This is a genomic window from Pectobacterium polaris, from assembly GCF_002307355.1.
Taxonomy (GTDB): Bacteria; Pseudomonadota; Gammaproteobacteria; order Enterobacterales; family Enterobacteriaceae; genus Pectobacterium; species Pectobacterium polare.
In genome coordinates, this window is sequence record NZ_CP017481.1 from 835613 (window position 1) to 858973 (window position 23361).

General features: G+C 52.0%; 21 protein-coding genes. 5 read left to right on the forward strand and 16 right to left on the reverse strand.

What is annotated here, in order from left to right; all coding sequences use genetic code 11:
- Positions 1-154 precede the first annotated feature (154 nt).
- Entirely contained in the window at positions 155-436 is a 282-nt protein-coding gene (gene ppiC / locus BJJ97_RS03760; RefSeq protein WP_010294655.1) for a peptidylprolyl isomerase PpiC, read from the forward strand.
- A gap of 212 nt (positions 437-648) precedes the next feature.
- Here the strand turns inward: ppiC and putA are convergent, their stop codons facing one another.
- Positions 649-4617, reverse strand: a complete 3969-nt coding sequence (gene putA / locus BJJ97_RS03765) for a trifunctional transcriptional regulator/proline dehydrogenase/L-glutamate gamma-semialdehyde dehydrogenase (RefSeq protein WP_095993110.1) — start codon at positions 4615-4617, stop codon at positions 649-651.
- 346 nt (positions 4618-4963) lie between these two features.
- Complete coding sequence (locus BJJ97_RS03770; RefSeq protein ID WP_039486675.1) at positions 4964-5851, reverse strand: LysR family transcriptional regulator; 888 nt, start codon at positions 5849-5851, stop codon at positions 4964-4966.
- 103 nt (positions 5852-5954) lie between these two features.
- Between BJJ97_RS03770 and BJJ97_RS03775 the strand changes: the two genes are divergently transcribed.
- Positions 5955-6617 carry an NADPH-dependent F420 reductase gene (locus BJJ97_RS03775; protein ID WP_095993111.1) on the forward strand — a complete coding sequence of 221 codons (663 nt, stop codon included), beginning with the start codon at positions 5955-5957 and terminating at the stop codon, positions 6615-6617.
- An 82-nt stretch (positions 6618-6699) separates the two neighbouring features.
- On the opposite strand, the gene ilvC is transcribed toward BJJ97_RS03775, so the two are convergent.
- On the reverse strand, positions 6700-8178 hold the full coding sequence (gene ilvC, locus BJJ97_RS03780) for a ketol-acid reductoisomerase (protein WP_039487964.1): 1479 nt from the start codon (positions 8176-8178) through the stop codon (positions 6700-6702).
- Positions 8179-8345: 167 nt separating this feature from the next.
- Between ilvC and ilvY the strand changes: the two genes are divergently transcribed.
- Together ilvY and BJJ97_RS03790 are read left to right on the forward strand one after the other, a co-directional pair.
- On the forward strand, positions 8346-9236 hold the full coding sequence (gene ilvY / locus BJJ97_RS03785) for an HTH-type transcriptional activator IlvY (protein ID WP_039363271.1): 891 nt from the start codon (positions 8346-8348) through the stop codon (positions 9234-9236).
- Positions 9233-10033 (forward strand): lysozyme inhibitor LprI family protein, encoded by an 801-nt coding sequence (locus tag BJJ97_RS03790; RefSeq protein WP_095993112.1) that lies wholly within the window; start codon positions 9233-9235, stop codon positions 10031-10033. Before ilvY ends, BJJ97_RS03790 begins: the two co-directional genes overlap by 4 nt.
- Positions 10034-10051: 18 nt before the next feature.
- Here the strand turns inward: BJJ97_RS03790 and BJJ97_RS03795 are convergent, their stop codons facing one another.
- From BJJ97_RS03795 to ilvL, 11 genes are all read right to left on the reverse strand, one after another.
- Positions 10052-10795 carry a DUF2461 domain-containing protein gene (locus tag BJJ97_RS03795; protein WP_095993113.1) on the reverse strand — a complete coding sequence of 248 codons (744 nt, stop codon included), beginning with the start codon at positions 10793-10795 and terminating at the stop codon, positions 10052-10054.
- 100 nt (positions 10796-10895) lie between these two features.
- Entirely contained in the window at positions 10896-11336 is a 441-nt protein-coding gene (locus tag BJJ97_RS03800) for a lysozyme inhibitor LprI family protein (RefSeq protein WP_095993114.1), read from the reverse strand.
- Positions 11333-11923: a lysozyme family protein gene (locus BJJ97_RS03805; protein WP_095993115.1), complete on the reverse strand. Its 591-nt coding sequence runs from the start codon at positions 11921-11923 to the stop codon at positions 11333-11335. Before BJJ97_RS03805 ends, BJJ97_RS03800 begins: the two co-directional genes overlap by 4 nt.
- A gap of 137 nt (positions 11924-12060) precedes the next feature.
- Positions 12061-12540 carry an Hcp family type VI secretion system effector gene (locus BJJ97_RS03810; RefSeq protein ID WP_095700892.1) on the reverse strand — a complete coding sequence of 160 codons (480 nt, stop codon included), beginning with the start codon at positions 12538-12540 and terminating at the stop codon, positions 12061-12063.
- 28 nt (positions 12541-12568) lie between these two features.
- Entirely contained in the window at positions 12569-12778 is a 210-nt protein-coding gene (locus BJJ97_RS03815; protein WP_095993116.1) for a hypothetical protein, read from the reverse strand.
- 311 nt (positions 12779-13089) lie between these two features.
- The gene (gene ilvA, locus BJJ97_RS03820) at positions 13090-14634 is read right to left on the reverse strand and encodes a threonine ammonia-lyase, biosynthetic (protein WP_095995315.1); all 1545 of its coding nucleotides are present in this window, start codon (positions 14632-14634) and stop codon (positions 13090-13092) included.
- 5 nt (positions 14635-14639) lie between these two features.
- Positions 14640-16490 (reverse strand): dihydroxy-acid dehydratase, encoded by a 1851-nt coding sequence (ilvD, locus tag BJJ97_RS03825; protein WP_095993117.1) that lies wholly within the window; start codon positions 16488-16490, stop codon positions 14640-14642.
- 73 nt (positions 16491-16563) lie between these two features.
- Positions 16564-17490, reverse strand: coding sequence for a branched-chain amino acid transaminase (locus tag BJJ97_RS03830; protein WP_095700894.1), 927 nt, complete (start codon positions 17488-17490; stop codon positions 16564-16566).
- A 25-nt stretch (positions 17491-17515) separates the two neighbouring features.
- Positions 17516-17776 carry an acetolactate synthase 2 small subunit gene (gene ilvM, locus BJJ97_RS03835; protein WP_010294673.1) on the reverse strand — a complete coding sequence of 87 codons (261 nt, stop codon included), beginning with the start codon at positions 17774-17776 and terminating at the stop codon, positions 17516-17518.
- A gap of 58 nt (positions 17777-17834) precedes the next feature.
- Complete coding sequence (gene ilvG / locus BJJ97_RS03840) at positions 17835-19481, reverse strand: acetolactate synthase 2 catalytic subunit (RefSeq protein ID WP_095993118.1); 1647 nt, start codon at positions 19479-19481, stop codon at positions 17835-17837.
- A 140-nt stretch (positions 19482-19621) separates the two neighbouring features.
- Entirely contained in the window at positions 19622-19720 is a 99-nt protein-coding gene (ilvL, locus tag BJJ97_RS03845; RefSeq protein WP_071531109.1) for an ilv operon leader peptide, read from the reverse strand.
- A 407-nt stretch (positions 19721-20127) separates the two neighbouring features.
- Here ilvL and BJJ97_RS03850 point away from each other — a divergent pair, with 407 nt between their 5' ends.
- Positions 20128-21654 carry a YifB family Mg chelatase-like AAA ATPase gene (locus tag BJJ97_RS03850; RefSeq protein ID WP_095993119.1) on the forward strand — a complete coding sequence of 509 codons (1527 nt, stop codon included), beginning with the start codon at positions 20128-20130 and terminating at the stop codon, positions 21652-21654.
- 70 nt (positions 21655-21724) lie between these two features.
- Here the strand turns inward: BJJ97_RS03850 and BJJ97_RS03855 are convergent, their stop codons facing one another.
- Positions 21725-22900: an IS4 family transposase gene (locus BJJ97_RS03855; protein WP_095993120.1), complete on the reverse strand. Its 1176-nt coding sequence runs from the start codon at positions 22898-22900 to the stop codon at positions 21725-21727.
- Positions 22901-23001: 101 nt separating this feature from the next.
- Entirely contained in the window at positions 23002-23340 is a 339-nt protein-coding gene (locus tag BJJ97_RS03860) for a DUF413 domain-containing protein (protein ID WP_010283921.1), read from the reverse strand.
- Positions 23341-23361: the final 21 nt, after the last annotated feature.

The window sequence follows — 23361 nt, forward strand, 5'->3', positions numbered from 1 at the left end:
CTTGCTCACTCATAAAACGGAAGGCGATTGTAGCAGAAAGCCGTATCGATCTTGACCAAGGATTTGTTATTAAGGAAAGCACATCGCAGTCCACATCTTGCGTTGCAAATGTTACATTGCGCGCCGGAATCTCTTTAGCAAAAAAGGTAATAACATGGCAAATACCGCAGCAGCCCTACACATCCTGGTAGACACTGAGCAGGAAGCTAACGACATTCTTGCGCAACTGGAAAAAGGTGCAGACTTCCAGAAACTGGCACAGAAGCACTCGACCTGCCCGTCAAAACGCAACGGCGGCGATTTAGGTGAGTTTCGTAAAGGTGACATGGTGCCAGCTTTCGATAAGGCCGTGTTTTCCTGCGAATTGCTGAAACCGTTTGGTCCGGTGAAAACCCAGTTTGGTTACCATGTGATCAAGGTGCTTTACCGCAACTAAGTTGTGTCGTAATTAAGTCGCCACGACGACGCCCGAACATAAAAAGCGCGCCGACCTTCTGGTTTGCCGCGCTTTTTATACTATACCCTAAATAATTCGAGTTTCAGGCAGGCGGCAAGCGAAGGAATCCCGATGAGCTTACTTGAGTAAGTGATTCGGGTGGCTGGGCGCAGCCAACGCACATGCAACTCGAAGAATGACGGGTATACTGATTAGCCTATCGTCATCAGGCTGGCATTGCCGCCCGCAGCAGCGGTATTAATACTCAGAGAACGTTCGGTCAACAGACGCTCCAACTGAACGTGGGTATCACCCTGCGCATAGCCTAACGGCTGGATAATCGGGCCATCGCGCTCTGCAAGCGCTTCACTCAATTGCCGTAACCGATCGGCATCCCCATGATAAATGACGCCATGAAAAGACACGTCTTGCCGTTGCCAATCGGGCGTGAACTGAATATGCGACTGCACGCCTGCGGGTAAACGGCCATAAAGCGTTTTCTCGTGCTCACCTTCCAGCCACAGCAGTTTCCCGCCCGTCGCCAGCACCGCCGCCGTCTGAATCAAGCGATCGTCCTCATTATCTGCCAGACACAGAATCCGTTCACGCGGCAGCAGCGTATAGGAATTACTTTCTCCTGTCGGGCCGGGCAGCAATCGCGTTGTCCCGCTAACGCTATATTCTCTGTAGCGCTGGCATAACGTCGCCAGCCCATGACGCTCTCCGGTAATCGCCCAGTCTTCCAGCGCCTGTAGCCCCGCCAGCAGCGACGATCGGGCAGACGCATCCAGCGCTTGCTCACGGTTCTGCTGTGCGAATTCTGCCGCAAGCGCGCCGTCCGGCCGATGTGTCAGCAAGCGGTACAGATAAAGCGGCCCGCCCGCCTTTGGTCCGGTTCCTGATAAGCCTTCTCCGCCAAACGGTTGAACACCGACAACGGCACCGACCATATTGCGGTTCACATATTGATTACCCACCTTCGCCTTGCCCGTCACACGCAGGATAGTTTCATCAATGCGGGTATGCACACCCAGCGTCAGGCCGTATCCAGCTGCGTTGACCTGCTCAATCACTGCATCCAACTGCTGGCTTTGGTAGCGAACTACGTGTAAAACTGGACCAAAAACTTCTTTTTTCAGCTCGTCTATTTTGCCCAGTTCGATCAGAGTCGGTTTCACAAACGTCCCGTGCCGCCACGTCTCCTCATCCTGCGGATACGCTGCCTGAAATACGGTATAGCCTTTCGCCCGCATCGTCTGAATATGCCGTTCCACGTTCTCTTTCGCTTCCGCGTCAATCAGCGGACCGATGTCGGTCGATAACCGTTCAGGATTCCCCATTCGACACTCCGCCATCGCGCCACGCAGCATAGCCAGAGTGCGATCTGCAATATCCTCTTGCAGGCACAGCAGGCGCAGCGCCGAGCAACGCTGTCCGGCGCTGTCGAACGCAGAGGCGATAACGTCATTCACCACCTGCTCCGTCAGCGCAGACGAATCGACAATCATCGCATTCAGGCCGCCCGTTTCAGCAATCAGCGGCGTCAAACGCCCCTGTGGATCGAGCCTGCCCGCGATGCTGCGTTGCAGGGTTTTGGCAACGGCCGTCGACCCGGTAAACACCACGCCGCGTACCCGCTCATCGTTCACCAACGCCGCACCAATCGTTTCTCCCTGTCCGGGCAGCAATTGCAGCACACTCTGAGGAATGCCCGCCTCATGTAAAATACGCACCGCCTGTGCCGCGATCAGCGGCGTCTGTTCAGCCGGTTTCGCCAGTACGCTGTTGCCTGCCGCCAGTGCAGCAGAAATTTGACCGGTGAAGATCGCCAGTGGGAAATTCCACGGGCTGATGCAAACCACCGGCCCCAGCGGACGATGAGTATCGTTAGTGAACGTGTCTCGAATCTGAGCCGCGTAATAGCGTAAGAAGTCCACCGCTTCGCGCACTTCAGCAATCGCGTTACTGAAGGATTTACCCGCTTCCCGCACCAGCAGCCCCAGCAGACTTTGCAACTGACCTTCCATCAGCGAGGCGGCCTGATTCAATATCGCGGCACGCTCTGCGGGTGGCGTCGCAAACCAAATGGTGCCAGCATGTACCGCCGCGTCTACCGCCAGCTCAACATCCGCCACCGAGGCATCGAGAACGTAGCCCACCACATCGTGCATATCTGCGGGATTCACGACAGGTCTTTCTTCACTCGCCTCGCTTTCCCCCTCAATCATTGGCGCGGCATACCACGGCTGTGACGCATGATTCAGCAACGCGCTGGAGAGCGAAGCCAGCCGGTGCTCGTTAGAGAGATCCAGTCCGCTCGAATTTTGCCGTTCCTGCCCATATAGCTGACGCGGCAGAGGAATCTTGGGATGCGGTGCGCCCATGATCCACTCCACTTTTGCCAGCGCTTCTACACCACGAATCGGATCGGCAATCAGCGTTTCCAGCGCCATTGAGGTATCCGCAATGCGGTTAACAAACGAGGTATTCGCGCCGTTTTCCAACAGGCGTCGCACCAGATAAGCCAGCAGCGTTTCATGGGTTCCGACCGGAGCATAAATACGACACGGACGGTTCAGCTTACCGTCAGCCACCGCGCCCACTACCTGATCGTAGAGCGGTTCGCCCATGCCGTGCAGGCACTGGAACTCATACTGACCGGGATAATAATTGTTGCCCGCCATGTGGTAGATCGCGCTTACCGTCTGCGCGTTGTGCGTGGCAAACTGCGGGTAAATCAGATTCGGTACGGCCAACAGCTTGCGGGCGCACGCCAGATACGACACATCGGTATAGACCTTACGCGTGTAGACCGGATAGCCTTCCAACCCGTCAACCTGCGCACGTTTGATTTCACTGTCCCAGTACGCCCCTTTCACCAGACGAATCATCAGCCGCCGACGGCTGCGCTGTGCCAGCTCAATCAGTGCATCAATCACATACGGGCAGCGTTTCTGATAAGCCTGAATGACAAACCCAACGCCATTCCACCCCGCCAACTGCGGATCCATGCAGAGTTTTTCCAGCAGATCGAGTGAGATCTCCAGCCGATCGGCTTCCTCCGCATCAATATTGATCCCAATATCGTACTGGCGCGCCAGCAACGTCAGCATCAACAAACGTGGATAAAGTTCTTCCATCACCCGGTCATACTGCGACCGGCTATAGCGGGGATGCAGCGCCGACAGTTTGATGGAGATACCCGGTCCTTCATAAATCCCGCGCCCGTTCGAGGCTTTGCCAATAGCATGAATCGCCTGCTGATAGGCCGTCAGATACGCGGCAGCATCGTGTTCCGTCAGCGCGGCTTCACCTAACATGTCGTAAGAGTAACGGAAGCCTTTACTCTCCCGTTCGCGGGCATTCGCCAGCGCTTCACCAATAGTTTCCCCAGTGACAAACTGCTCCCCCGTCAGCCGCATAGCCATATCGACACCTTTGCGGACCAGCGGCTCACCGCTTTTCCCGATGATGCGATTCAGCGAATTCGAGAGGTTCACTTCGTTGTGCGTCGCCACCAGCTTTCCGGTAAACAGCAGCCCCCAGGTTGCAGCATTCACAAAGAGTGACGGGCTTTGGCCAATATGTGCCTGCCAGTTTCCCCGACTGATCTTGTCGCGGATCAGCGCATCGCGCGTGGATTTATCAGGAATGCGCAGCAGCGCTTCGGCTAAACACATCAGCGCCACCCCTTCCTGAGAAGAAAGTGAGAATTCCTGTAGCAGCCCTTGCACAATGCCCGCACGCCCATTTCCGGCTTTCTGACCGCGTAATTTCTCTGCCAGTTGATAAGCCAGCTTCTGCGTTAACTGCGACATTTCATCGGTAAGTCTTGCCTGTTCGAGTAAGATAGGTACCAGTTCACTTTCGGGGCGGCGGTAAACAGAAGTAATGGCGGCGCGAATAACTGACTGGGGAAGAATCTGTTCGGCGAAATCAAGAAAGGGTTGGTGGGTTTCTTCTTCCCGAGATTGCGGCATAATCTCTTCCGCTTCAATGTGGCTGACGTTCGCCCATTGCGGTGTTTCAGGCGTATCGAGGCCATTTTCGAGGCATTCGAGGTAATGGAAAATAGCCTGTTTGATCAGCCAGTGCGGTGTACGATCAATACGCTGTGCTGCCGTCTTGATACGTTCGCGCGTTTCCTCATCGAGTTTTACACCCATCGTGGTAGAACCCATAGAGTCCACTCCTGTCATGAGAAGATGCACATCGGGATAACGTCAATATTAGCCATGTTGCAACCTTGTGCAACCTTGTTAACAAATAGATCCGTTGCAGCCCATCATTACCTTCAGATCCCGTTCCAACCCGAGTGATGACTATAAAACGCAGCATCGCCGCGACAGCGGCACAAAAAAGAATGTGGGGAATTGAATGGCAAGTTGAATGACAATAAGCAACCTGTGTTGGTTAGTGCAAGTCAGCTAAGCAACCGTTCGGCATGACATCTCATACGATGGTCTTTTTACTCCATATTCTGAAGCTCTTAGCGGCTTTTTTCGCTCATTACAGAGCATACCGCCACTATCCGAAATGCGTTCTGATCGCATCAACAAACGTTTTCACTTTGACCGTTGTGCGCCTCACAGAAGGCACCATGACATGCACGGGACGCACCGGCCCGTCATAATCAGACAACACCTGAATCAGACGCCCGCTCTGAATTTCCTTGCGCAGCACCGCTTCTGGCCCAAGGGTAACGCCATACCCTTCTATCGCGGCATGCAATAACGCATTCCAGTCGTTGGCGTACAGTCTGCCCTTCGGCCTGACTTCTTCCGTTTTCCCCTCTTTTTGAAAAACCCATCGGCAAGGTGCAAGGACGGATTTTACACCATAAATCAGGCAGGTATGGTGTGCGAGGCTTGATGGCGTATCAGGTAGGCCAGCCCGCGCCACATAATCTGGCGATGCACATGCTATTAGCGAATAGGGCTGAAGCGGCCAGGCAACCATCGTACTATCGGCCAACTCTCCGATACGGATAATCACCTCAAACCCTTCCTCAATGGGGTCAACCTGACGATCGTTTAACGTTAATGCGATCTGCGTGTCGGGGTAGCGTTCGAGATAACGGGTGATAAACGGCGCAAGCAAATGCGATCCCCAGGTCACTGGAGCGTTGACCTGAATAATACCCGAAGGCGTCGTCTGCATTTCCCGGGCAATATCATCCGCCGCCTGCAATTCAGCAAGAACGACTTTGCAGCGTTCGTAATAGCGCTGACCGACATCCGTCAGGCTCTGACGACGGGTAGTGCGGTTGAGTAACCGAGAGCCAAGCCGAGCCTCAAGCCACGCCACATACTTTGCGACCATCTGTGGCGAAAGGGTGAGCGCATCCGCGGCGGCAGCAAAAGAGCCCAGCTCCACGGTTTTGACAAAAATGTTCATACTGGTAAACCGATCCATGATTCCCTCATTTTTGTTGTTTATCTATCTCAGATAACACACTTTATCTTCAAAAAGTAGAGGATTAACCTTTTCGTCTCAAAACCATTGAAGGTGAAAAAAGATGAAAATTGGCATTATTGGCGCGGGTTTTGTCGGACGGGCGATCGCTAAACTGGCGATCCAAGCGGGGCATCAAATCATGCTCAGCAATTCGCGTGACCCCAAAACGCTTTTCAGCCTACGGCCTATGATCGGCTGCGATATTGGAACGCCCACACAAGCCGCTGCATTTGGCGATATTGTCGTTATCGCGGTTCCGCTCTCCGCTATCGGCAATCTCCCTACACAGGCATTACAGGGTAAATTTGCGATTGATGCCGTCAACTACTACCCAGAACGAGACGGAAGCGTCATCGCTCTTGATGCACAGCAAACAACGACCAGCGAACTCCTTGCCGATACGTTACCCGGTGCAAAAATCATCAAAGCATTTAACGCGATTACCATGACGCATCTGGAAAACCACGGTTTACCCGCGGGTCATCCCGAGCGACGAGCGCTACCGCTTGCGGGTGATGATCCTCAAGGAAAAACGATTGTGGCTGAGCTTTATGACGCGTTCGGATTTGATGGGGTAGACGCGGGGGCCTTGTCTGAAGGCTGGCGATTTGAAAGAAACATGCCGTCTTACTGCATACGGATGACAAAAGCAGAATTAACCACAGCGCTGGCGCTTGCCTCACGTAACACACTGCCAGTAAACGATCTAGACAACGCGAGATGAGGGATAACCGCAGATAAAAAAATGCTGCTCCCCAAGGGAGCAGCATAGCAATCATCATGTTTCGGTAAACGTCAAAATAACATTAACCCGCAACAGCGATACGCTTCATGTCTTTCATGTAACCGCGCAGCGTGTGGCCTACGGTTTCGATTGGGTGGTTACGGATGGCTTCGTTAACATCACGCAGCTGCGCGTTGTCCACTTCGGTGCCCGCTACCGCTTTGCCCAGATCGCCCGGCTGCAGAGAGGCCATGAACGCATCTTTCAGCAATGGCACGGCAGCGTTAGCAAACAGGTAGTTACCGTATTCTGCGGTATCAGAGATAACCACGTTCATTTCATACAGACGCTTACGCGCGATAGTGTTGGCGATCAGCGGCAGCTCATGCAGTGATTCGTAGTAAGCCGACTCTTCGATGATGCCAGAGCTCACCATGGTTTCAAACGCCAGCTCAACGCCCGCTTTCACCATCGCAACCATCAGCACGCCGTTATCAAAGTATTCTTGCTCAGCGATTTTACCGTCGAACTGCGGTGCGTTTTCGAATGCCGTTTGGCCAGTCTCTTCACGCCAGGTCAGCAGTTTCACGTCATCGTTCGCCCAGTCAGCCATCATACCGCTGGAGAATTCGCCGGAGATGATGTCATCCATGTGTTTCTGGAACAGCGGCGCCATGATGCCTTTCAACTGCTCAGACAGTGCGTAAGCACGCAGTTTCGCTGGGTTAGACAGGCGATCCATCATCAGCGTAATCCCGCCCTGCTTCAGCGCTTCGGTGATGGTTTCCCAGCCGAACTGAATCAGTTTTTCTGCATAAGCCGGATCGGTGCCTTCAGCAACCAGTTTGTCGAAGCTCAGCAGAGAACCCGCCTGCAACATACCGCACAGAATGGTCTGCTCACCCATCAGGTCAGATTTCACTTCTGCAACGAAAGAAGATTGCAGAACGCCAGCGCGGTGACCACCGGTGGCCGCAGCCCACGCTTTAGCGATGGCCATGCCTTCGCCTTTCGGATCGTTTTCTGGGTGAACCGCGATCAGCGTTGGTACGCCGAAACCACGTTTGTATTCTTCACGTACTTCCGTACCCGGGCACTTCGGAGCCACCATCACGACGGTGATGTCTTTACGAATTTGCTCGCCCACTTCAACGATGTTGAAACCGTGAGAGTAGCCCAGCGCTGCGCCCTGTTTCATCAGCGGTTGTACCGCCTGAACTACTGCAGAGTGCTGTTTGTCCGGCGTCAGGTTAACCACCAGATCAGCCTGCGGGATCAGATCTTCGTAGGTGCCAACGGTGAAGCCGTTTTCGGTCGCTTTGCGCCATGATGCGCGTTTTTCGGCAATCGCTTCAGCACGCAGGGCGTAAGCGATATCCAGACCAGAATCGCGCATGTTCAGACCCTGGTTCAGACCCTGAGCACCACAGCCGACGATCACCACTTTTTTCCCTTTCAGGTAGCTCGCCTCATCGGCAAATTCATCACGCCCCATGAAGCGGCACTTGCCCAATTGATCCAGCTGCTGACGCAGGTTTAATGTGTTGAAATAGTTAGCCATGTCGTGCTCCGTATACGGTTTTGTTTATCTGTTATTCGAGAAAGGATTCCCGTCAGATGGGAATTCACTATGACCCCATCATATGACAGGAATTGCGTTGCTTAAATTGATATATTAACAACGTCACATTGCACTATCTGCAAGATAAAAAACGGGGCCTGTATCGCATGGATTTACGTGATCTCAAATTATTCCTGCACCTTGCGGAAAGCCGACACTTTGGCCGTACCGCCAAGGCGATGCACATCAGCCCGTCCACGCTATCGCGGCAAATTCAACGGCTGGAAGAGGATTTAGGGCAGACGCTGTTCCTGCGTGATAACCGTACCGTGCAGCTCACCGATGCCGGAGAGCACCTGAAGCTGTTTGCCCAGCAAACGCTGCTGCAATATCAGCAGCTACGCCACACGATAGACCAGCACGGGCCGTCATTAAGCGGCGAGCTGCGGATCTTCTGTTCCGTCACCGCCGCCTACAGCCACCTGCCGCCGATTCTGGATCGCTTTCGGGCGCTGCACCCGCTGGTAGAAATTAAACTGACGACGGGCGATGCCGCCGATGCGGTTGAGAAAATTCAGTCGAACGATGGAGATTTGGGGATAGCGGGACGCCCGGAAGCGCTCCCGGCCAGCGTTGACTTCATGCCACTCGATAAACTGCCTCTGGCGTTGATTATCCCGGCACTTCCCTGCCCCGTGCAGTCGCTGGTGCGGCAGGCAGACCCAGACTGGTCGCAGATTCCGTTCATCCTGCCGGAGCACGGCCCGGTGCGTAAGCGCATCGATCTGTGGTTCCGACGTAACCACATCACCAACCCGCAAATTTACGCCACCATCTCCGGGCATGAAGCGATGGTATCGATGGTCGCCCTAGGTTGTGGCATCGCGCTGATTCCCAACGTCGTGCTGGAAAACAGCCCGGAACCGGTACGCAACCGCGTCTCCGTCTTTGTCGAGCAGGTAATGGAGCCGCTTGAACTCGGCGTATGCGTACAGAAAAAACGGCTTAGCGAACCGCTGATTGCCGCCTTTTGGGACATATTACAGGACACCCCATGAAGATAGCCTTCACTGCCCTCATCGCCGCAGGGGTGACGTTGGCCTCCCTCAGCCATAATGCGCAAGCCGCCAGTTTCTCCTGCGACAAAGCCGCCTCAGCGCAGGAAAAGCTGATTTGTGCCAGCCCATTGCTCGGGCAGCTCGATGAAGAACTGGCACAGGCATGGAAGAGCTCCCGCACGTTCCTGACAGCGTACGACAACAGCGCACCGTGGGAAAAAACGCTCAACCAGTTTCAGCGCAGTTGGCTGACCACACGCGATCAGTGCAAAGACGAAGACTGTTTGCGTCAGCGCTACCAGCAGCAGTTAAATCGGCTGCGCTATCTGAATGACATCGCGCAACACGCACTCCCATCGCCGATTACGCCCGTGAAAAGCACCGCTTGTTTCCACGGCTCATTCAGCTATGAGTATGTGATGTCGGGGCTTTCCACCGAGGAGTACCGCGATCTGGGGGAGTATTTTCGGGAAATGTACGACCAGAAAGCGCCCTACCACGCCGTCAGCCTGACGATGACCAACCAACGTGGCAAGATTGAAGGCGGTGCATCCATTGCATTCCGCTACGGTAACAAGCTGGATGATTCCACCTTCACCGCTCGTCAGATGAGCGATGTACAGGCGATTGGCAAAGGCGAAAGCAGTTTCGGCCAGCAGGTGAAAATACTGCTCACCTGCATTGACGATGATCATCTGCAAATCGCCACCTTCGGCAGCAGTCGGGAAGAAGGTTACCTGTTTAACTATTTGTTAGAGCGCGATAAAACGCCACTGGAGCAGCAGAAAACACCGTAGCGTTGGCTAACTTGGGTTCTAGCGTTCAAACCACTTATCCGCCGAAAAGGCCCGCGTATCGGACTCCGCTTCCTGCGCGGCTTTCTTCATGGTTTCGACGTTCATCAGGTAATGATAGAGCGGTTCAAGCTGGGTAAAACCCTGTGACAGAACCGTCACCAGATCGCCGGAAAACAGCGCGTCCATATCCTGTCGGGTATCTATCGCGGCAAACGACTTACGGTTATACCAATCAGCCAGCTCCGGCTCCTGACCTTTAATCAACGGACGTTTGTAGCTTTCGCCTTCCAGAGTGAAGGTCTTTCCCAGACAGCTTGCCACTTCAAGAAACTGCGACGGATTACCGCGCAGCGTCTGACGGAACAGGTCCATCGTATTACGCGTCGCGCTGTAATAGCCCAGCCCGTAACGCCAGGTATCCGGCGTGATTTCAAAGAAATACACCGGCGCGTCCGTCCAGTCTTTGCGGGTACGTTTGAAAGTGAGCCACATTTGGCTGCGATAGCGGGATTTATCGTGAGAAAAGCGCGTGTCGCGGTGAATACGGGAGAGCGTTTTGCCGATGGCAGGACGCGTTTCAAAATGGTCGTCAATCTGCAACATGGTCAGACTGAGCTCATCCACCAGCGTACGGAACGGCGCAACCAGTTGCTCATCGTAAACCGCACGATGCTCGTCAAACCACGCTTTATCGTTGTACTGACGCACCTGCTGAAGAAACGTTAAACCCGCTTGAGAAAAACCCGTGAACTGCGTTGCCATAAAGAAATGCCATCCCTGTTGCTGTTAGATGACATAAAGATAACGCCGCCAACGGCGAAACACCATCGATGGCGTAACACACTTATCCAAGGGATAAGTATTAAGGGATATTGAGCTCACCGTCTAGCGACTCGATCCGCCTGTAGTTTTCTACCGCCTCGCAAAGACTTTTACCAGAAAAATAAATAGGGCTATCTTTAATATACGGGTGTACTTTATACGCACAACGATGGACAACATAATTTTTCCACGCGGCTTGATCTGTTTTGAAAAGCTTAACGGCATCTTCCTCATCCTCCATAGTTATAAGTTTGGAGAGAAATTCTATTGCTTCTTTATTTTTTTGTTCTAGTTTTTCTGTCGAATCAGCAAGCATCCGGTCAATACAAATATCCACTTCATGATAGCTTTCCCCTTTCATTATATCTTTACATAACGTTTTCTCCATTAATTCCAGTTTACTCCAATAAATCTCACCAAATGCAGGGGATATACCATTCATAGCAAATAACATCAACATACAGAAGTAGATATTTTTCATTTTCTCATCCTTAAATAACCTGCTCGATTTCTTCCTGCCTCATAGTCTAGAAAATCTTTCGTACTCTCTATTTTCTTTATTAACAGATCGATATCATTTTTTGCTGCAATAGGAATAGTCGTCTCCCCAGCAAACCCTTGATAGGCAAGATCTATCAGAATATCTCTGATAGCGGGGTGAAGTTCATCCCAATTCACCCTATCAGGTACATTAGCGGAATAACGTGCATATCGTTTTTTCGCTATTTCTATATACCCAACATAAACCATATTAAATAGAGCTATTTGTTGCTGATGTGTAATCATGCCAATTTTTTCTTTATATTCTTTCACGAAAGTTGCGGCAGCACCTGCTTTTAACCCTGCCCCCTTCGCTATCAAATTCGCTTTTTCACTACCAATACCAATTCTGAGCATATCCGAATAGATTTCACCCTTGGTTCTCTCCCCCATATCATAGCCTCGCCCCAGCGTCACACCAGACTTAGCCTTTCTTGGCCAGTGAATGACTCGGCTAAAAAAAGGGCTATTGGGAACATCATCCCCTTCGCCATCAAAGGTTATTTGTCCTTGAGGTACTCTTAGCATTGAGTAAATTCCTTTTATTAATACGCAACGCCAATGTACAAAATTATTTAGCATCTTTTTCGGTTAGTGATGAATCAATAAAAACAGCCACAAATAACATAATTATAAATGGCTGCATATTTTATTACTAAGTCAAACTAAATACCACTATCATTCCAGATGCTATAACCTGATGTTCCCGCAACTTTGTGATCCCATGATATAGAACCATACTTCAATAAAATTTTCTCATATGGCATTACGTCATTGTCATTAATCGAATGCGGATAACTACAAGAAATGTCAACAATCCGGGCATCTGTTAATTTAATGACATAAAACAACTCTAATTGCCCGGCGGAATTTATCCTATACAAAAAGAAATTTGCACTTAACTTTTCATTGGAAGAGGTAGAAACACCAAGTAACGGTGACGATTTATCGATAAGTTTAATTATTTCAACGGGGTGACAGGATAAATTATCAGCATGACTCATTGAGTGATTTAAACTTAACACCTGAATTTGATCTTCATGACCAATTTGGCTTCTATTACCAATTGACTGCAATGTTGAACAACCAGAAGAAATTAACCCCTGTTTATCACCCGTCAACTCTAAATAGATAATACTCGACATTTTTAGCAGCCTCTAAGAGTTAATATTTTTAATGCACTGATGGTGTATCGAGCTTGAGTGAAAGTTTTCGCCCATCGGACGTCTTCATTTTCACAAGATTACTTTGAGTCACTTGCATCAGAGAAAGGCATAGCTTCATCATCAATGCGAGTATTTCTTCAGGAGGTAACGAACTATTAATAAGGTTATTCTTTAATTGTTCATTTAACTGAATGGCAAGTTTTTCTTTATTTTTCACACTCGGTCTCCATGTGTTATTCCACTTTTCACCAAACTAACCTAGAAAATAATTATTATCAATAATTAAAGAAATTAGAAAAATGAACAATTAATTTAAAAATAATAATAACGAACTGCGATTAGATTTATTCAACAACGCCTTGAGACACCTGCTGAAGAAACGTTAAACCCGCTTGAGAAAAACCCGTGAACTGCGTTGCCATAAAGAAATGCCATCCCTGTTGCTGTCAGATGACATTAAAGATAACGCCGCCGACGGTGAAACACCATCGGCGGCGTTAAGGGAACACTCAACATTTAACCGCTAACTTAACCCGCCAGAAAGAAGCGGAACGCGGGGTTATTGGTTTCATCGTGGCATTCATAGCCCAGCGCCTGTAGGTGCTGCTCGAATTCCCGATCGCCTGCATCCAACTCGAACGCGGCCAGCACGCGACCAAAATCCGTGCCGTGGCTGCGGTAATGGAACAGTGAAATATTCCAGTGCGCCCCCAGCGTCTGCAGGAATTTCAGCAATGCGCCCGGCGACTCTGGGAACTCAAAGCTGTACAGCCGTTCCTGGAGCGGTTTGGAAGGGCGTCCGCCGACCATATAACGAACGTGCAGCTTCGCCATTTCATCATCGGACAAATCCACCACTTCATAACCGTCTGCGGACAGCTCGGCGATAATTTCCTGCCGCTCCGCATAGCCACGCGTCAGACGCACACCGACAAAAATGCAGGCGTCTTTGGCATCCGCATAGCGGTAGTTGAACTCGGTAACGGAACGACCGCCCAGCAGTTGGCAAAACTTCAGGAAGCTTCCCTGTTTCTCGGGGATCGTAACGGCCAGCAAGGCTTCGCGCTGTTCACCCAGCTCGCAGCGTTCGGAAACGTAGCGTAACCCGTGGAAATTGACGTTCGCGCCGGACAGAATATGTGCCAGACGTTCACCCTGAATCTGATGCTGTTGGATGTATTTCTTCATCCCCGCCAACGCCAGCGCGCCGGACGGTTCAGCAATTGCACGGACATCCTCAAACAGATCTTTCACTGCGGCACAGATGGCATCGCTGTCGACGGTAATCACGTCATCCAGATATTCCCGGCACAGGCGGAACGTTTCATCGCCAATGCGCTTCACCGCCACGCCTTCGGCAAACAGCCCGACACGCGGCAGATCGACCGGCTGCCCGGCATCCAGCGCCGCACGCAGACAGGCGGAATCTTCCGCTTCTACGCCGATCACCTGAATCTGCGGCATCAACTGTTTGATCAGTACGGCAACACCTGCCGCCAAACCACCACCGCCGACTGGCACAAACACGCGATCCAGATGCGCATCCTGCTGTAGTAATTCCATCGCCAGCGTGCCCTGCCCCGCAATCACAGCAGGGTGATCGAACGGCGGCAGAAAGGTCATATGCTGCTGTTGTGACAGCTCAATCGCCTTCGCCTTGGCCTCATCAAAGTTGGCACCGTGTAGCAGCACTTCGCCGCCAAAACCACGCACCGCATCGACCTTGATATCAGCCGTCGCCACTGGCATCACAATCAGCGATTTAATCCCCAGCTTGCTGGAAGAAAGCGCAACACCTTGCGCGTGGTTACCAGCAGATGCCGTCACCACGCCGTGGGATTTTTGCTCATCGCTCAGACCAGCCATCATCGCGTACGCGCCACGCAGCTTGAAGCTGTGCACCGCATGCCTGTCTTCACGTTTTACCAGAATGACATTACCCAGCCGCGAAGAGATCTTTTCCATCTTCTCCAGCGGTGTGACCTGCGTGATTTCATACACCGGCGATCGCAAGATCGCCCGCAGGTACTCCGCGCCTCCCGGCGCGGCAGGAAGAGGTTGTGACACAGCCATCAGCATTAGCCTCCCAGCTTGCTTTTATCCCGCACAGCGCCTTTATCCGCGCTGGTTGCCAGCATGGCATACGCACGAAGCGCAAAAGAGACCTGACGTTCACGGTTATGTGGCGTCCAGGCCTGCTCGCCTCTCGCCTCTTCCGCTTCGCGGCGGCTTGCCAGTTCATTATCTGCGACGTCCAGCACGATGCTACGGTTCGGGATATCAATGGCAATCATATCGCCATCCTGCACCAGACCAATGGTGCCACCGCTTGCGGCTTCAGGAGACGCGTGGCCAATAGACAGCCCTGACGTACCACCAGAGAAGCGTCCGTCAGTGATCAGTGCACAGCTTTTACCCAAGCCCATCGATTTCAGATAGGTAGTCGGGTACAGCATTTCCTGCATTCCTGGCCCGCCTTTCGGCCCTTCGTAACGGATAACTACCACATCGCCCGCCACGACTTTTCCGCCCAGAATCGCCTCTACCGCGTCATCCTGGCTTTCATAGACTTTTGCCGGGCCACGGAAAATCAGGCTATCTTTATCAACGCCTGCGGTTTTCACGATGCAGCCATCTAGCGCAATGTTGCCGTACAGCACGGCCAACCCGCCATCTTGACTGTAAGCATATTCACGCGAGCGAATGCAGCCTTCCTGACGGTCGGTATCCAATGAATCCCAGCGACAATCCTGAGAAAACGCTTTGGTCGTACGGATACCCGCTGGACCTGCAGAATACATACGTTTCACGCTTTCATCTTTCGTCAGCATCACGTCGTAGGCTTCCAGGGTTTCCGGCAGCGTTTTACCCAGCACGTTGTTGACTTCACGGTTCAGCAAACCGGCTCTGTCCAGCTCGCCCAAAATACCGATCACCCCACCAGCACGGTGTACGTCTTCCATATGGTATTTCTGACCGCTAGGCGCGACTTTACACAGGTGTGGCACCTTACGTGAAAGGCGGTCGATATCCGACATGGTGAAATCAATTTCACCTTCCTGCGCCGCGGCCAGCAGGTGCAATACGGTATTAGTGGAACCGCCCATGGCGATATCCAGAATCATGGCGTTTTCAAACGCGGCTTTATTCGCGATGTTGCGCGGCAATACGCTTGCATCATCCTGCTCGTAATAACGCTTCGCCAGACCTACGATGCGCGTGCCCGCGTTCAGGAACAGATCCTTACGGTCGGCATGCGTTGCAAGCAATGAACCGTTGGCTGGCTGAGAGAGCCCCAGGGCTTCGGTCAGGCAGTTCATCGAGTTCGCCGTGAACATCCCTGAACAAGAGCCGCAGGTCGGACAGGCGGAACGTTCAATTTGCTCACTGTCGGCATCGCTGACGTTAGGGTTTGCACCCTGAATCATGGCATCGATGAGATCGAGCTTGATAATTTGGTTAGAAAGCTTGGTTTTCCCTGCTTCCATCGGGCCACCAGAAACAAAAATCACCGGAATATTCAGGCGCAGCGACGCCATTAACATCCCCGGGGTGATTTTGTCGCAGTTGGAAATACACACCATGGCATCCGCGCAGTGGGCATTGACCATGTATTCCACGGAGTCGGCGATCAGTTCACGGGAAGGCAGAGAATAGAGCATGCCGCCGTGTCCCATCGCGATGCCGTCATCAACGGCAATGGTGTTAAATTCTTTCGCGACGCCGCCGGAGGCTTCGATCTGCTCGGCAACCAGTTTACCCAGATCGCGCAAGTGCACATGGCCAGGCACGAATTGGGTGAAGGAGTTGACCACCGCGATAATCGGTTTACCAAAATCGTCGTCGGTCATCCCGGTGGCGCGCCACAAGGCTCGGGCACCAGCCATATTACGGCCGTGAGTGGTTGTGGCTGAACGGTACTTAGGCATGCTCTTTTACTCCAAAAATTACGAATTTGGCGATGACGGAACGCATCACCGCCTGACTGTCTGTCTTGACTGCTTACTGATTGATCGGATCCAACCAGCCCCATTTATCTTCGGTTTCACCCGTAAAGAGGCCAAAGAACGCCTGCTGCAAGGCTTTGGTGACCGGGCCACGTTTGCCAACACCGACCTGAATGCCGTCGACGCTACGCACGGGAGTAATTTCTGCCGCAGTACCGGACATGAAGACTTCATCGGCCAGATACAGTGACTCGCGGGATAGCACCTGCTCACGCACTTCATATCCCGCATCTTTCGCCAGCTTGATGATGGCGTCACGTGTAATGCCCGGCAGCGCCGAAGAGGTAAACGGCGGCGTGAAGATAATACCGTCCTTCACTTCAAACAGGTTCTCACCCGCACCTTCAGAAACATAGCCGTGGACATCCAATGCGATCCCTTCCTGATAGCCGTGGCGACGTGCTTCGCTACCCACCAGCAGAGAGGATAGATAGTTGCCACCCGCTTTCGCGGCAGTTGGAATGGTATTCGCCGCTACACGATTCCAGGACGACACCATCGCATCAATACCGGCTTCCAGCGCCTCTTCACCCAGATACGCCCCCCACGGGAAGGCCGCGATGATGACGTCGGTTTGATAACCATCTGGCGGGTTAACGCCCATGCCCACATCACCAATGAACACCAGTGGACGAATATAGGCGCTGGTCAGGTTATTTTTACGCAGCGTTTCACGACAGGCTTCCATCAGCTCATCTACGCTTTGCGCGACGGGCATACGGTAAATTTTTGCCGAATCACGCAGGCGCTGCATATGCTCACGGTGACGGAAAACCACCGGGCCCTTATGTGAATTGTAGCAACGAACACCTTCAAAGACGGAGGTGCCATAATGCAGGGCATGCGACATAACGTGTACTTTTGCTTCAGCCCATGGAACCATCTCGCCATTGAACCAAATGTAGTCCGCTTTTTTTGTCATTCTTCTTTTTCCTTACTCTTTTGCGTTAGGCGCTGATCTGCTGTGATGTCGTCATCGGTTGAATGTCAACGCAGGCAATATCCAACAGCTTGCTCAATTGCGTTGACAATAAATCCACCGAACGATGGCTGGCAACGGTCAGTTCAATATTAATGTGATCGGCATTGGTGGTTTGCACCATATTCATCGCGCAAACTTTGAAACCGCGATGGCGGGTAACTCGCAATACACGCTCCAGAACCTCGGGACGAAAGCGCGCCTGAATCGAAAGTTGATGGTGTGTCATTCTGTTGTCTCCAGCACTTATTCTGTGTAAGTCGGCCATTGTTTGGTTTTATCGAGCCTTACTTGGTTTTATCAAGCATCGTTTCGTTACCCGCACCCGGCGGAACCAGCGGCCAAACGTTTTCGTATTCATCAATCGATACGTGCAATAAATAGGGTCCTTCGCTGTTAAACAGAGCATCCAGCGCGACATCAATTTGATCTTTACGGGTGATGCGCTGGCCTGGGATATCAAACGCGCTTGCCAGCGTCAGGAAATCAGGATTATCGGAGAGGTCGGTTTCACTGTAACGTTCATCAAAGAATAACTGCTGCCACTGACGCACCATGCCTAACCGTTGGTTATCCAGCAGCACGATCTTCAACGGCAGCTGTTTTCGTTTGATGGTGCCCAGCTCCTGAACGTTCATCATGAAAGAGCCGTCGCCGGAAATGCAGATAACCATGTCGTCCGGGCGCGCAACCTGTGCGCCTACCGCAGCGGGTACACCGAAGCCCATCGTACCAAGGCCGCTGGAGGTGATGAAATTCTCAGGACGGCTGAACGTCATATGCTGTGCAGCCCACATCTGGTGCTGGCCCACATCGGTCGTGACCACGGTGTCTGCATCCATTCGTTCGGAGATCGTTTTCAGCAGCGCAGGCGCATAAATCGCCTGACCGGGATGATCATAACGCCACGGGTATTCCGCCTTCATCATGGTCGCCTGCTCGCGCCACGCGCTGACGCTCAGCGGCTGTTGCAGCGCGGGTAATATCGCGTTCAGATCGCCTTGCAATGCAACATTAGCATGACGCAATTTGCTCAATTCCGCTGGGTCGATATCCATATGAATAACACTGGCGTGAGGCGCGAAGGCGTTAAGTTTGCCAGTCACGCGATCATCAAAACGCGCGCCAACCGCGATTAACAAATCGCACTCCTGCACAATCAGGTTCGCCGCCTTCGTGCCGTGCATACCAATCATACCGAGGTAATAGGGATGATTGGCATCCACGGCACCCAGCCCTTTAAGGGTAGAAACGGACGGGATATCCGTTACGCTCAGGAATTCACGCAGTGCCGGAACCGCATTCGCCATGCCGACTCCACCGCCAACGTACAGCACCGGTTTTTGCGCTTTCGCCAGCAGAGCGTACGCCTGCGCAATATCTTGATCGGGGAAATCGATATCGTTAACAACAGGCGCAAAGTTTGGAGTGAAATCCCCCACCGCCAGCTGAATGTCTTTAGGAATATCGACCAAAACAGGGCCTGGACGACCGCTGTTGGCAATCGCGAACGCTTCTGCCATCACTTCCGGCAGTGATTCGAGAGACTCAACCAGAAAACTGTGTTTCGTACAGGCCAGCGACAGCCCCAGCACGTCGATCTCCTGGAAAGCATCGGTGCCAATCAGTGCTGACCCAACCTGTCCGGTGATCGCCACCACAGGCACAGAATCCAGCAGCGCATCGGCCAAACCGGTGATCAGGTTCGTTGCTCCTGGGCCGGATGTCGCAATGCAGACGCCCACATTACCCGTGGAGCGGGCATAACCAATCGCCGCCATCACCGCGCCTTGCTCGTGGCGACACAGCAGGTGTTTAACGCCGCCGTCATAAAGTGCATCGTAGACTGGCATTATCGCGCCCCCTGGATAACCAAAAACGGTTTCCACTCCCTGCGCTCGCAACGCTTGAACCACCCACTGTGCTCCATTCATAGTTATTTCCCCGACATCTTATGGGAATAACAGAATTTTATGCTGATGTTCATTTTCTGTTCCTTTCCGTTATAGATTACGCCCAACAAAAAACCCCCGACCTTTCGGTGCGGGGGTTTTCTTGAATTAGGCCTTGATTTCTAAGCCATTCTTCGTCCAAGTGCAGCCCCGCACGGTGGGATAATAATCACCACCACGCTAATCACGACTAGGCTAATCACTAGGGATAGGGCTTTCATAATAGGTTGTTCATTAATCTTCTGTCGAACGAATGCCTACAGAGTTATCACAGTCAGACATGGACTGACAACCATTTTTTTTCATTGCCACCCGTAAGAATTACCTATGATACGGGAAAAAATACAACGTAATCATAAGGTAGAAGCGCATCAAATTATTTTCGCCTGTTGGCGTAAAAATGAGCGTTGTATGAGAAACGTGGCAGATGCAAACGGGCGTCGTCGATCGTCGGATAACATTAAGCAATCGGTTCACCTTAGATAATTGCGACACATCGCGCACAAATTTTACGCATTACTGAAACAGTGAATTATTTCATGACATCGCCGCGCAGACTGGCGAAGACGGTCTCTACTTCTTCTCGCTTGCCGAACATGATGCAAACCATCAGCAAAGGGGAAATAGCATGTCATTGGCAGTTACCTATACTCGGGCAATGATTGGTGTACAAGCGCCGGGCGTTTATATCGAAGTTCACATCAGCAGCGGGCTACCGGCCCTAACGCTGGTCGGCTTACCAGAAACCACCGTCAAGGAAGCACGCGATCGCGTGCGCAGCGCACTTATCAATTGCGGATTTACATTTCCAGCAAAGCGCATCACGGTCAATCTCGCCCCCGCAGACCTGCCAAAGGAAGGGGGACGCTACGATCTGCCGATTGCTCTGGCGATTCTGGCGGCCTCAGAACAAATCGATGGTGAAAAGCTAAGCCGCTACGAGTTTCTTGGCGAACTCGGCCTGTCTGGCACCTTACGTGGCGTCAATGGCGCGATTCCCGCTGCATTGGAAGCCATAAAGTCAGGCCGCCAGCTTATCCTGCCAGATGACAATAAACGGGAGATGACGCTGATACCGCAGGGTGAAGCGCTGATGGCCGGGCATTTGTTGGACGTGTGTGCTTTTCTCAGCGGAGAAGAGGAATTGCTCAGTTGCTCCGACATGACGCCCGTTCCACAGATCGGGGAAGATACGCTCGACTTGAAGGATATCATCGGTCAGGAGCAAGCTAAACGCGCACTGGAAATAGCGGCGGCAGGCGGTCACAACCTGCTCTTGCTAGGACCACCGGGAACAGGGAAAACCATGCTGGCGAGTCGGTTAGGCAACCTGATGCCACCATTAAGCGATGAAGAAGCACTGGAAAGCGCCGCCATCAACAGTCTAATCAACATTGATGCCACCATGACGCGCTGGCGGGCCAGACCATTCAGAGCACCTCACCATAGCTCTTCCATGGCTGCACTTGTGGGCGGAGGGTCACTGCCCAAACCCGGAGAAATCTCGCTCGCCCACAACGGCGTACTGTTTCTGGATGAATTACCGGAGTTTGAGCGACGCGTACTGGACTCACTACGAGAGCCTCTGGAGTCCGGTGAAATTATCATTTCCCGCACTCGGGCCAAAGTGTGCTATCCAGCACGGGTGCAGCTGGTCGCCGCAATGAATCCCAGCCCATCGGGCCACTATCAGGGCATTCATAACCGGTTACCCGCACAGCAAATACTGCGCTATCTCAGCAAACTTTCCGGTCCCTTTTTGGATCGCTTTGACCTTTCAATCGAAGTCCCTTTGCTACCATCAGGGGTTTTATCTCAGCAGCATTACCAAGGCGAAAGCAGCGCGACAATTCGTGAGCGCGTGCTGACCGCACGGCAGATACAACTGAAGCGGGCAAATAAAATCAACGCACTGCTCACGTCACGCGAAATAGAAAAACACTGCGGATTGGAGATGGCTGATGCAACCTATCTGGAAGAGGTGATGAACAAACTTGGCTTATCCGTACGTGCGTGGCACAGGATATTGAAAGTTGCGCGCACGATCGCTGACCTCGGCGATCGGGACAACATAGAGAGAAAACACCTTGCCGAAGCGCTGAGCTATCGCTGTATGGATCGATTGCTCATCCAGCTCCACAAAAGCCTTGAATAGCGAGAGTACAACGTTTATTCGCCACAAAAGGAAATGGGGCGTTAGCCCTGAGAGATCCCCAGAAACATCATCAATACACCATGATGATGTTTCGATAGGCTCTCGCCATATCGTCGTATACCCTGTCGGGGTTCATCCCCGACAGGATCCTCGGTGATTGACGGATGACATTTTCACTCAATGTCAGATACGACAACACCCTCCGAGATTTCTCACTGTTCGCCTGAAACCATCTATTTATTCCTTTGCTTTCAAGATAATAACCCGTCAGCCACATGATGATGCTGTAGAGTGTCGCTATCAGGCAAAGCACTGATATTCGCTTTTCGCCCCGACTTTTACTTGCCCTAAGCCCCAATCCATAGCGCTCACTTTTCTCATCCCTGAAATTCTGCTCTATCTGCATACGGCGACTGTAAATTTTAACTATCTCACGTGGTTTATATCCCATCAGGCTGGTAAAAAGCAGCCACGGTTCACGCGCGCTTTTACGATACATCTTGTCCGTTTTAGGGAAGCACTGGTTGCCTTTCCTGCCCGTTGCCCGCTTATGCACGGTATAGAAATGCCCGAGGCAGTCACGGCTGGCGTTGCGTGCCAGTCGCCCAAATCCCAGATAGCATGACTTCGCTCTTGACGTAATATCCCGCGCCATTTTCCATTCCTCATCCCCGATTATCTGAAAATAAAGGCGACCTCTGACACGTCCGACAAAATGCCAGCCCAGAGAGCGAATGTGGTGAAACCAACTGCTGCGAAAGCCTGCATCAGTCACAACAATGACCTGCTTATCTTTGCCGATGGCGGCAGCCATCTGATCGAGAAAGTCGTTCTGAACGGTAGCGTTGTTCTGGTATTGAGAGGAAATGACTTTACTCATCAGCGGGATAGCTCTTCCATCGCACAGTAGACTCGCCCGCAAAACGCTGAGCTCCGATGACGGATAGCCGCTCCAGTCCACGGCAATAACGCATAATGAAAGGCTGCTGGTGAGGCGGGATACAAGCTTCTGATAAACAGCGGGGACATCGCTAAACATCAGGTCACTGTTGAGATGCCGGTCAACACGCTTAATCTTGTGCTTAACCCGTGCCGGTCCTGGCAGATACCTGCCGATGCTGGTAAGAGAGAGCGATGCGCCACGCGTCAGTGCGACGGTCATATCGAGCAGAGCATTTTTACGGTACTGATGAAGTGAGTTCAGGGACTGGCTAAAAAATTTATGGCAAACTTGTGAAGCAGGCATAGAGGCGTGACCTTACTTTTTGGTGGAACACTAAGTAGATCACAACCTTCTATGCCTGTCTTTATTTATGGGGAACCGTCAGGCCTTAGCCCCATTCTTAATTAATCATCGCTTTCAGTGTATTCTTCCACTGCATCCATCTGCGGCTTACCACCAGACAACGTATGGAAGCGTTTAGGACGACGGATACGATCCAGATATTTGGACCAGATTTTTTCCAGTTCCGTTTCCGCTTTACGCTCGCCGCGGCACATTGCAACAAACGATGTCTCTTCCTCAGTCACTGGTTCACGTTTACCTAAATCCAGCTCGTTAAACGCGTAACCGTGGCGCTCCAACAGTTGTGCTTCTTTAATCGTAAAGTCGCCATGTCGGGAAAAACCACGCGGGTAGAACTTGTTATCAAAAAAACGATTAGTGGTAGAGAAGCTTTCTGCCATCTTACACGCTCCTAATTCTTC

Excerpts from the sequence above, each read along its gene's own strand:
- ppiC (WP_010294655.1), top strand. The coding sequence starts at position 155 with ATGGCAAATACCGCAGCAGCCCTACACATCCTGGTAGACACTGAGCAG.
- putA (WP_095993110.1), bottom strand. The coding sequence starts at position 4,617 with ATGGGTTCTACCACGATGGGTGTAAAACTCGATGAGGAAACGCGCGAA.
- BJJ97_RS03770 (WP_039486675.1), bottom strand. The coding sequence starts at position 5,851 with ATGGATCGGTTTACCAGTATGAACATTTTTGTCAAAACCGTGGAGCTG.
- BJJ97_RS03775 (WP_095993111.1), top strand. The coding sequence starts at position 5,955 with ATGAAAATTGGCATTATTGGCGCGGGTTTTGTCGGACGGGCGATCGCT.
- ilvC (WP_039487964.1), bottom strand. The coding sequence starts at position 8,178 with ATGGCTAACTATTTCAACACATTAAACCTGCGTCAGCAGCTGGATCAA.
- ilvY (WP_039363271.1), top strand. The coding sequence starts at position 8,346 with ATGGATTTACGTGATCTCAAATTATTCCTGCACCTTGCGGAAAGCCGA.
- BJJ97_RS03790 (WP_095993112.1), top strand. The coding sequence starts at position 9,233 with ATGAAGATAGCCTTCACTGCCCTCATCGCCGCAGGGGTGACGTTGGCC.
- BJJ97_RS03795 (WP_095993113.1), bottom strand. The coding sequence starts at position 10,795 with ATGGCAACGCAGTTCACGGGTTTTTCTCAAGCGGGTTTAACGTTTCTT.
- BJJ97_RS03800 (WP_095993114.1), bottom strand. The coding sequence starts at position 11,336 with ATGAAAAATATCTACTTCTGTATGTTGATGTTATTTGCTATGAATGGT.
- BJJ97_RS03805 (WP_095993115.1), bottom strand. The coding sequence starts at position 11,923 with ATGCTAAGAGTACCTCAAGGACAAATAACCTTTGATGGCGAAGGGGAT.
- BJJ97_RS03810 (WP_095700892.1), bottom strand. The coding sequence starts at position 12,540 with ATGTCGAGTATTATCTATTTAGAGTTGACGGGTGATAAACAGGGGTTA.
- ilvA (WP_095995315.1), bottom strand. The coding sequence starts at position 14,634 with ATGGCTGTGTCACAACCTCTTCCTGCCGCGCCGGGAGGCGCGGAGTAC.
- ilvD (WP_095993117.1), bottom strand. The coding sequence starts at position 16,490 with ATGCCTAAGTACCGTTCAGCCACAACCACTCACGGCCGTAATATGGCT.
- BJJ97_RS03830 (WP_095700894.1), bottom strand. The coding sequence starts at position 17,490 with ATGACAAAAAAAGCGGACTACATTTGGTTCAATGGCGAGATGGTTCCA.
- ilvM (WP_010294673.1), bottom strand. The coding sequence starts at position 17,776 with ATGACACACCATCAACTTTCGATTCAGGCGCGCTTTCGTCCCGAGGTT.
- ilvG (WP_095993118.1), bottom strand. The coding sequence starts at position 19,481 with ATGAATGGAGCACAGTGGGTGGTTCAAGCGTTGCGAGCGCAGGGAGTG.
- ilvL (WP_071531109.1), bottom strand. The coding sequence starts at position 19,720 with ATGAAAGCCCTATCCCTAGTGATTAGCCTAGTCGTGATTAGCGTGGTG.
- BJJ97_RS03850 (WP_095993119.1), top strand. The coding sequence starts at position 20,128 with ATGTCATTGGCAGTTACCTATACTCGGGCAATGATTGGTGTACAAGCG.
- BJJ97_RS03855 (WP_095993120.1), bottom strand. The coding sequence starts at position 22,900 with ATGCCTGCTTCACAAGTTTGCCATAAATTTTTTAGCCAGTCCCTGAAC.
- BJJ97_RS03860 (WP_010283921.1), bottom strand. The coding sequence starts at position 23,340 with ATGGCAGAAAGCTTCTCTACCACTAATCGTTTTTTTGATAACAAGTTC.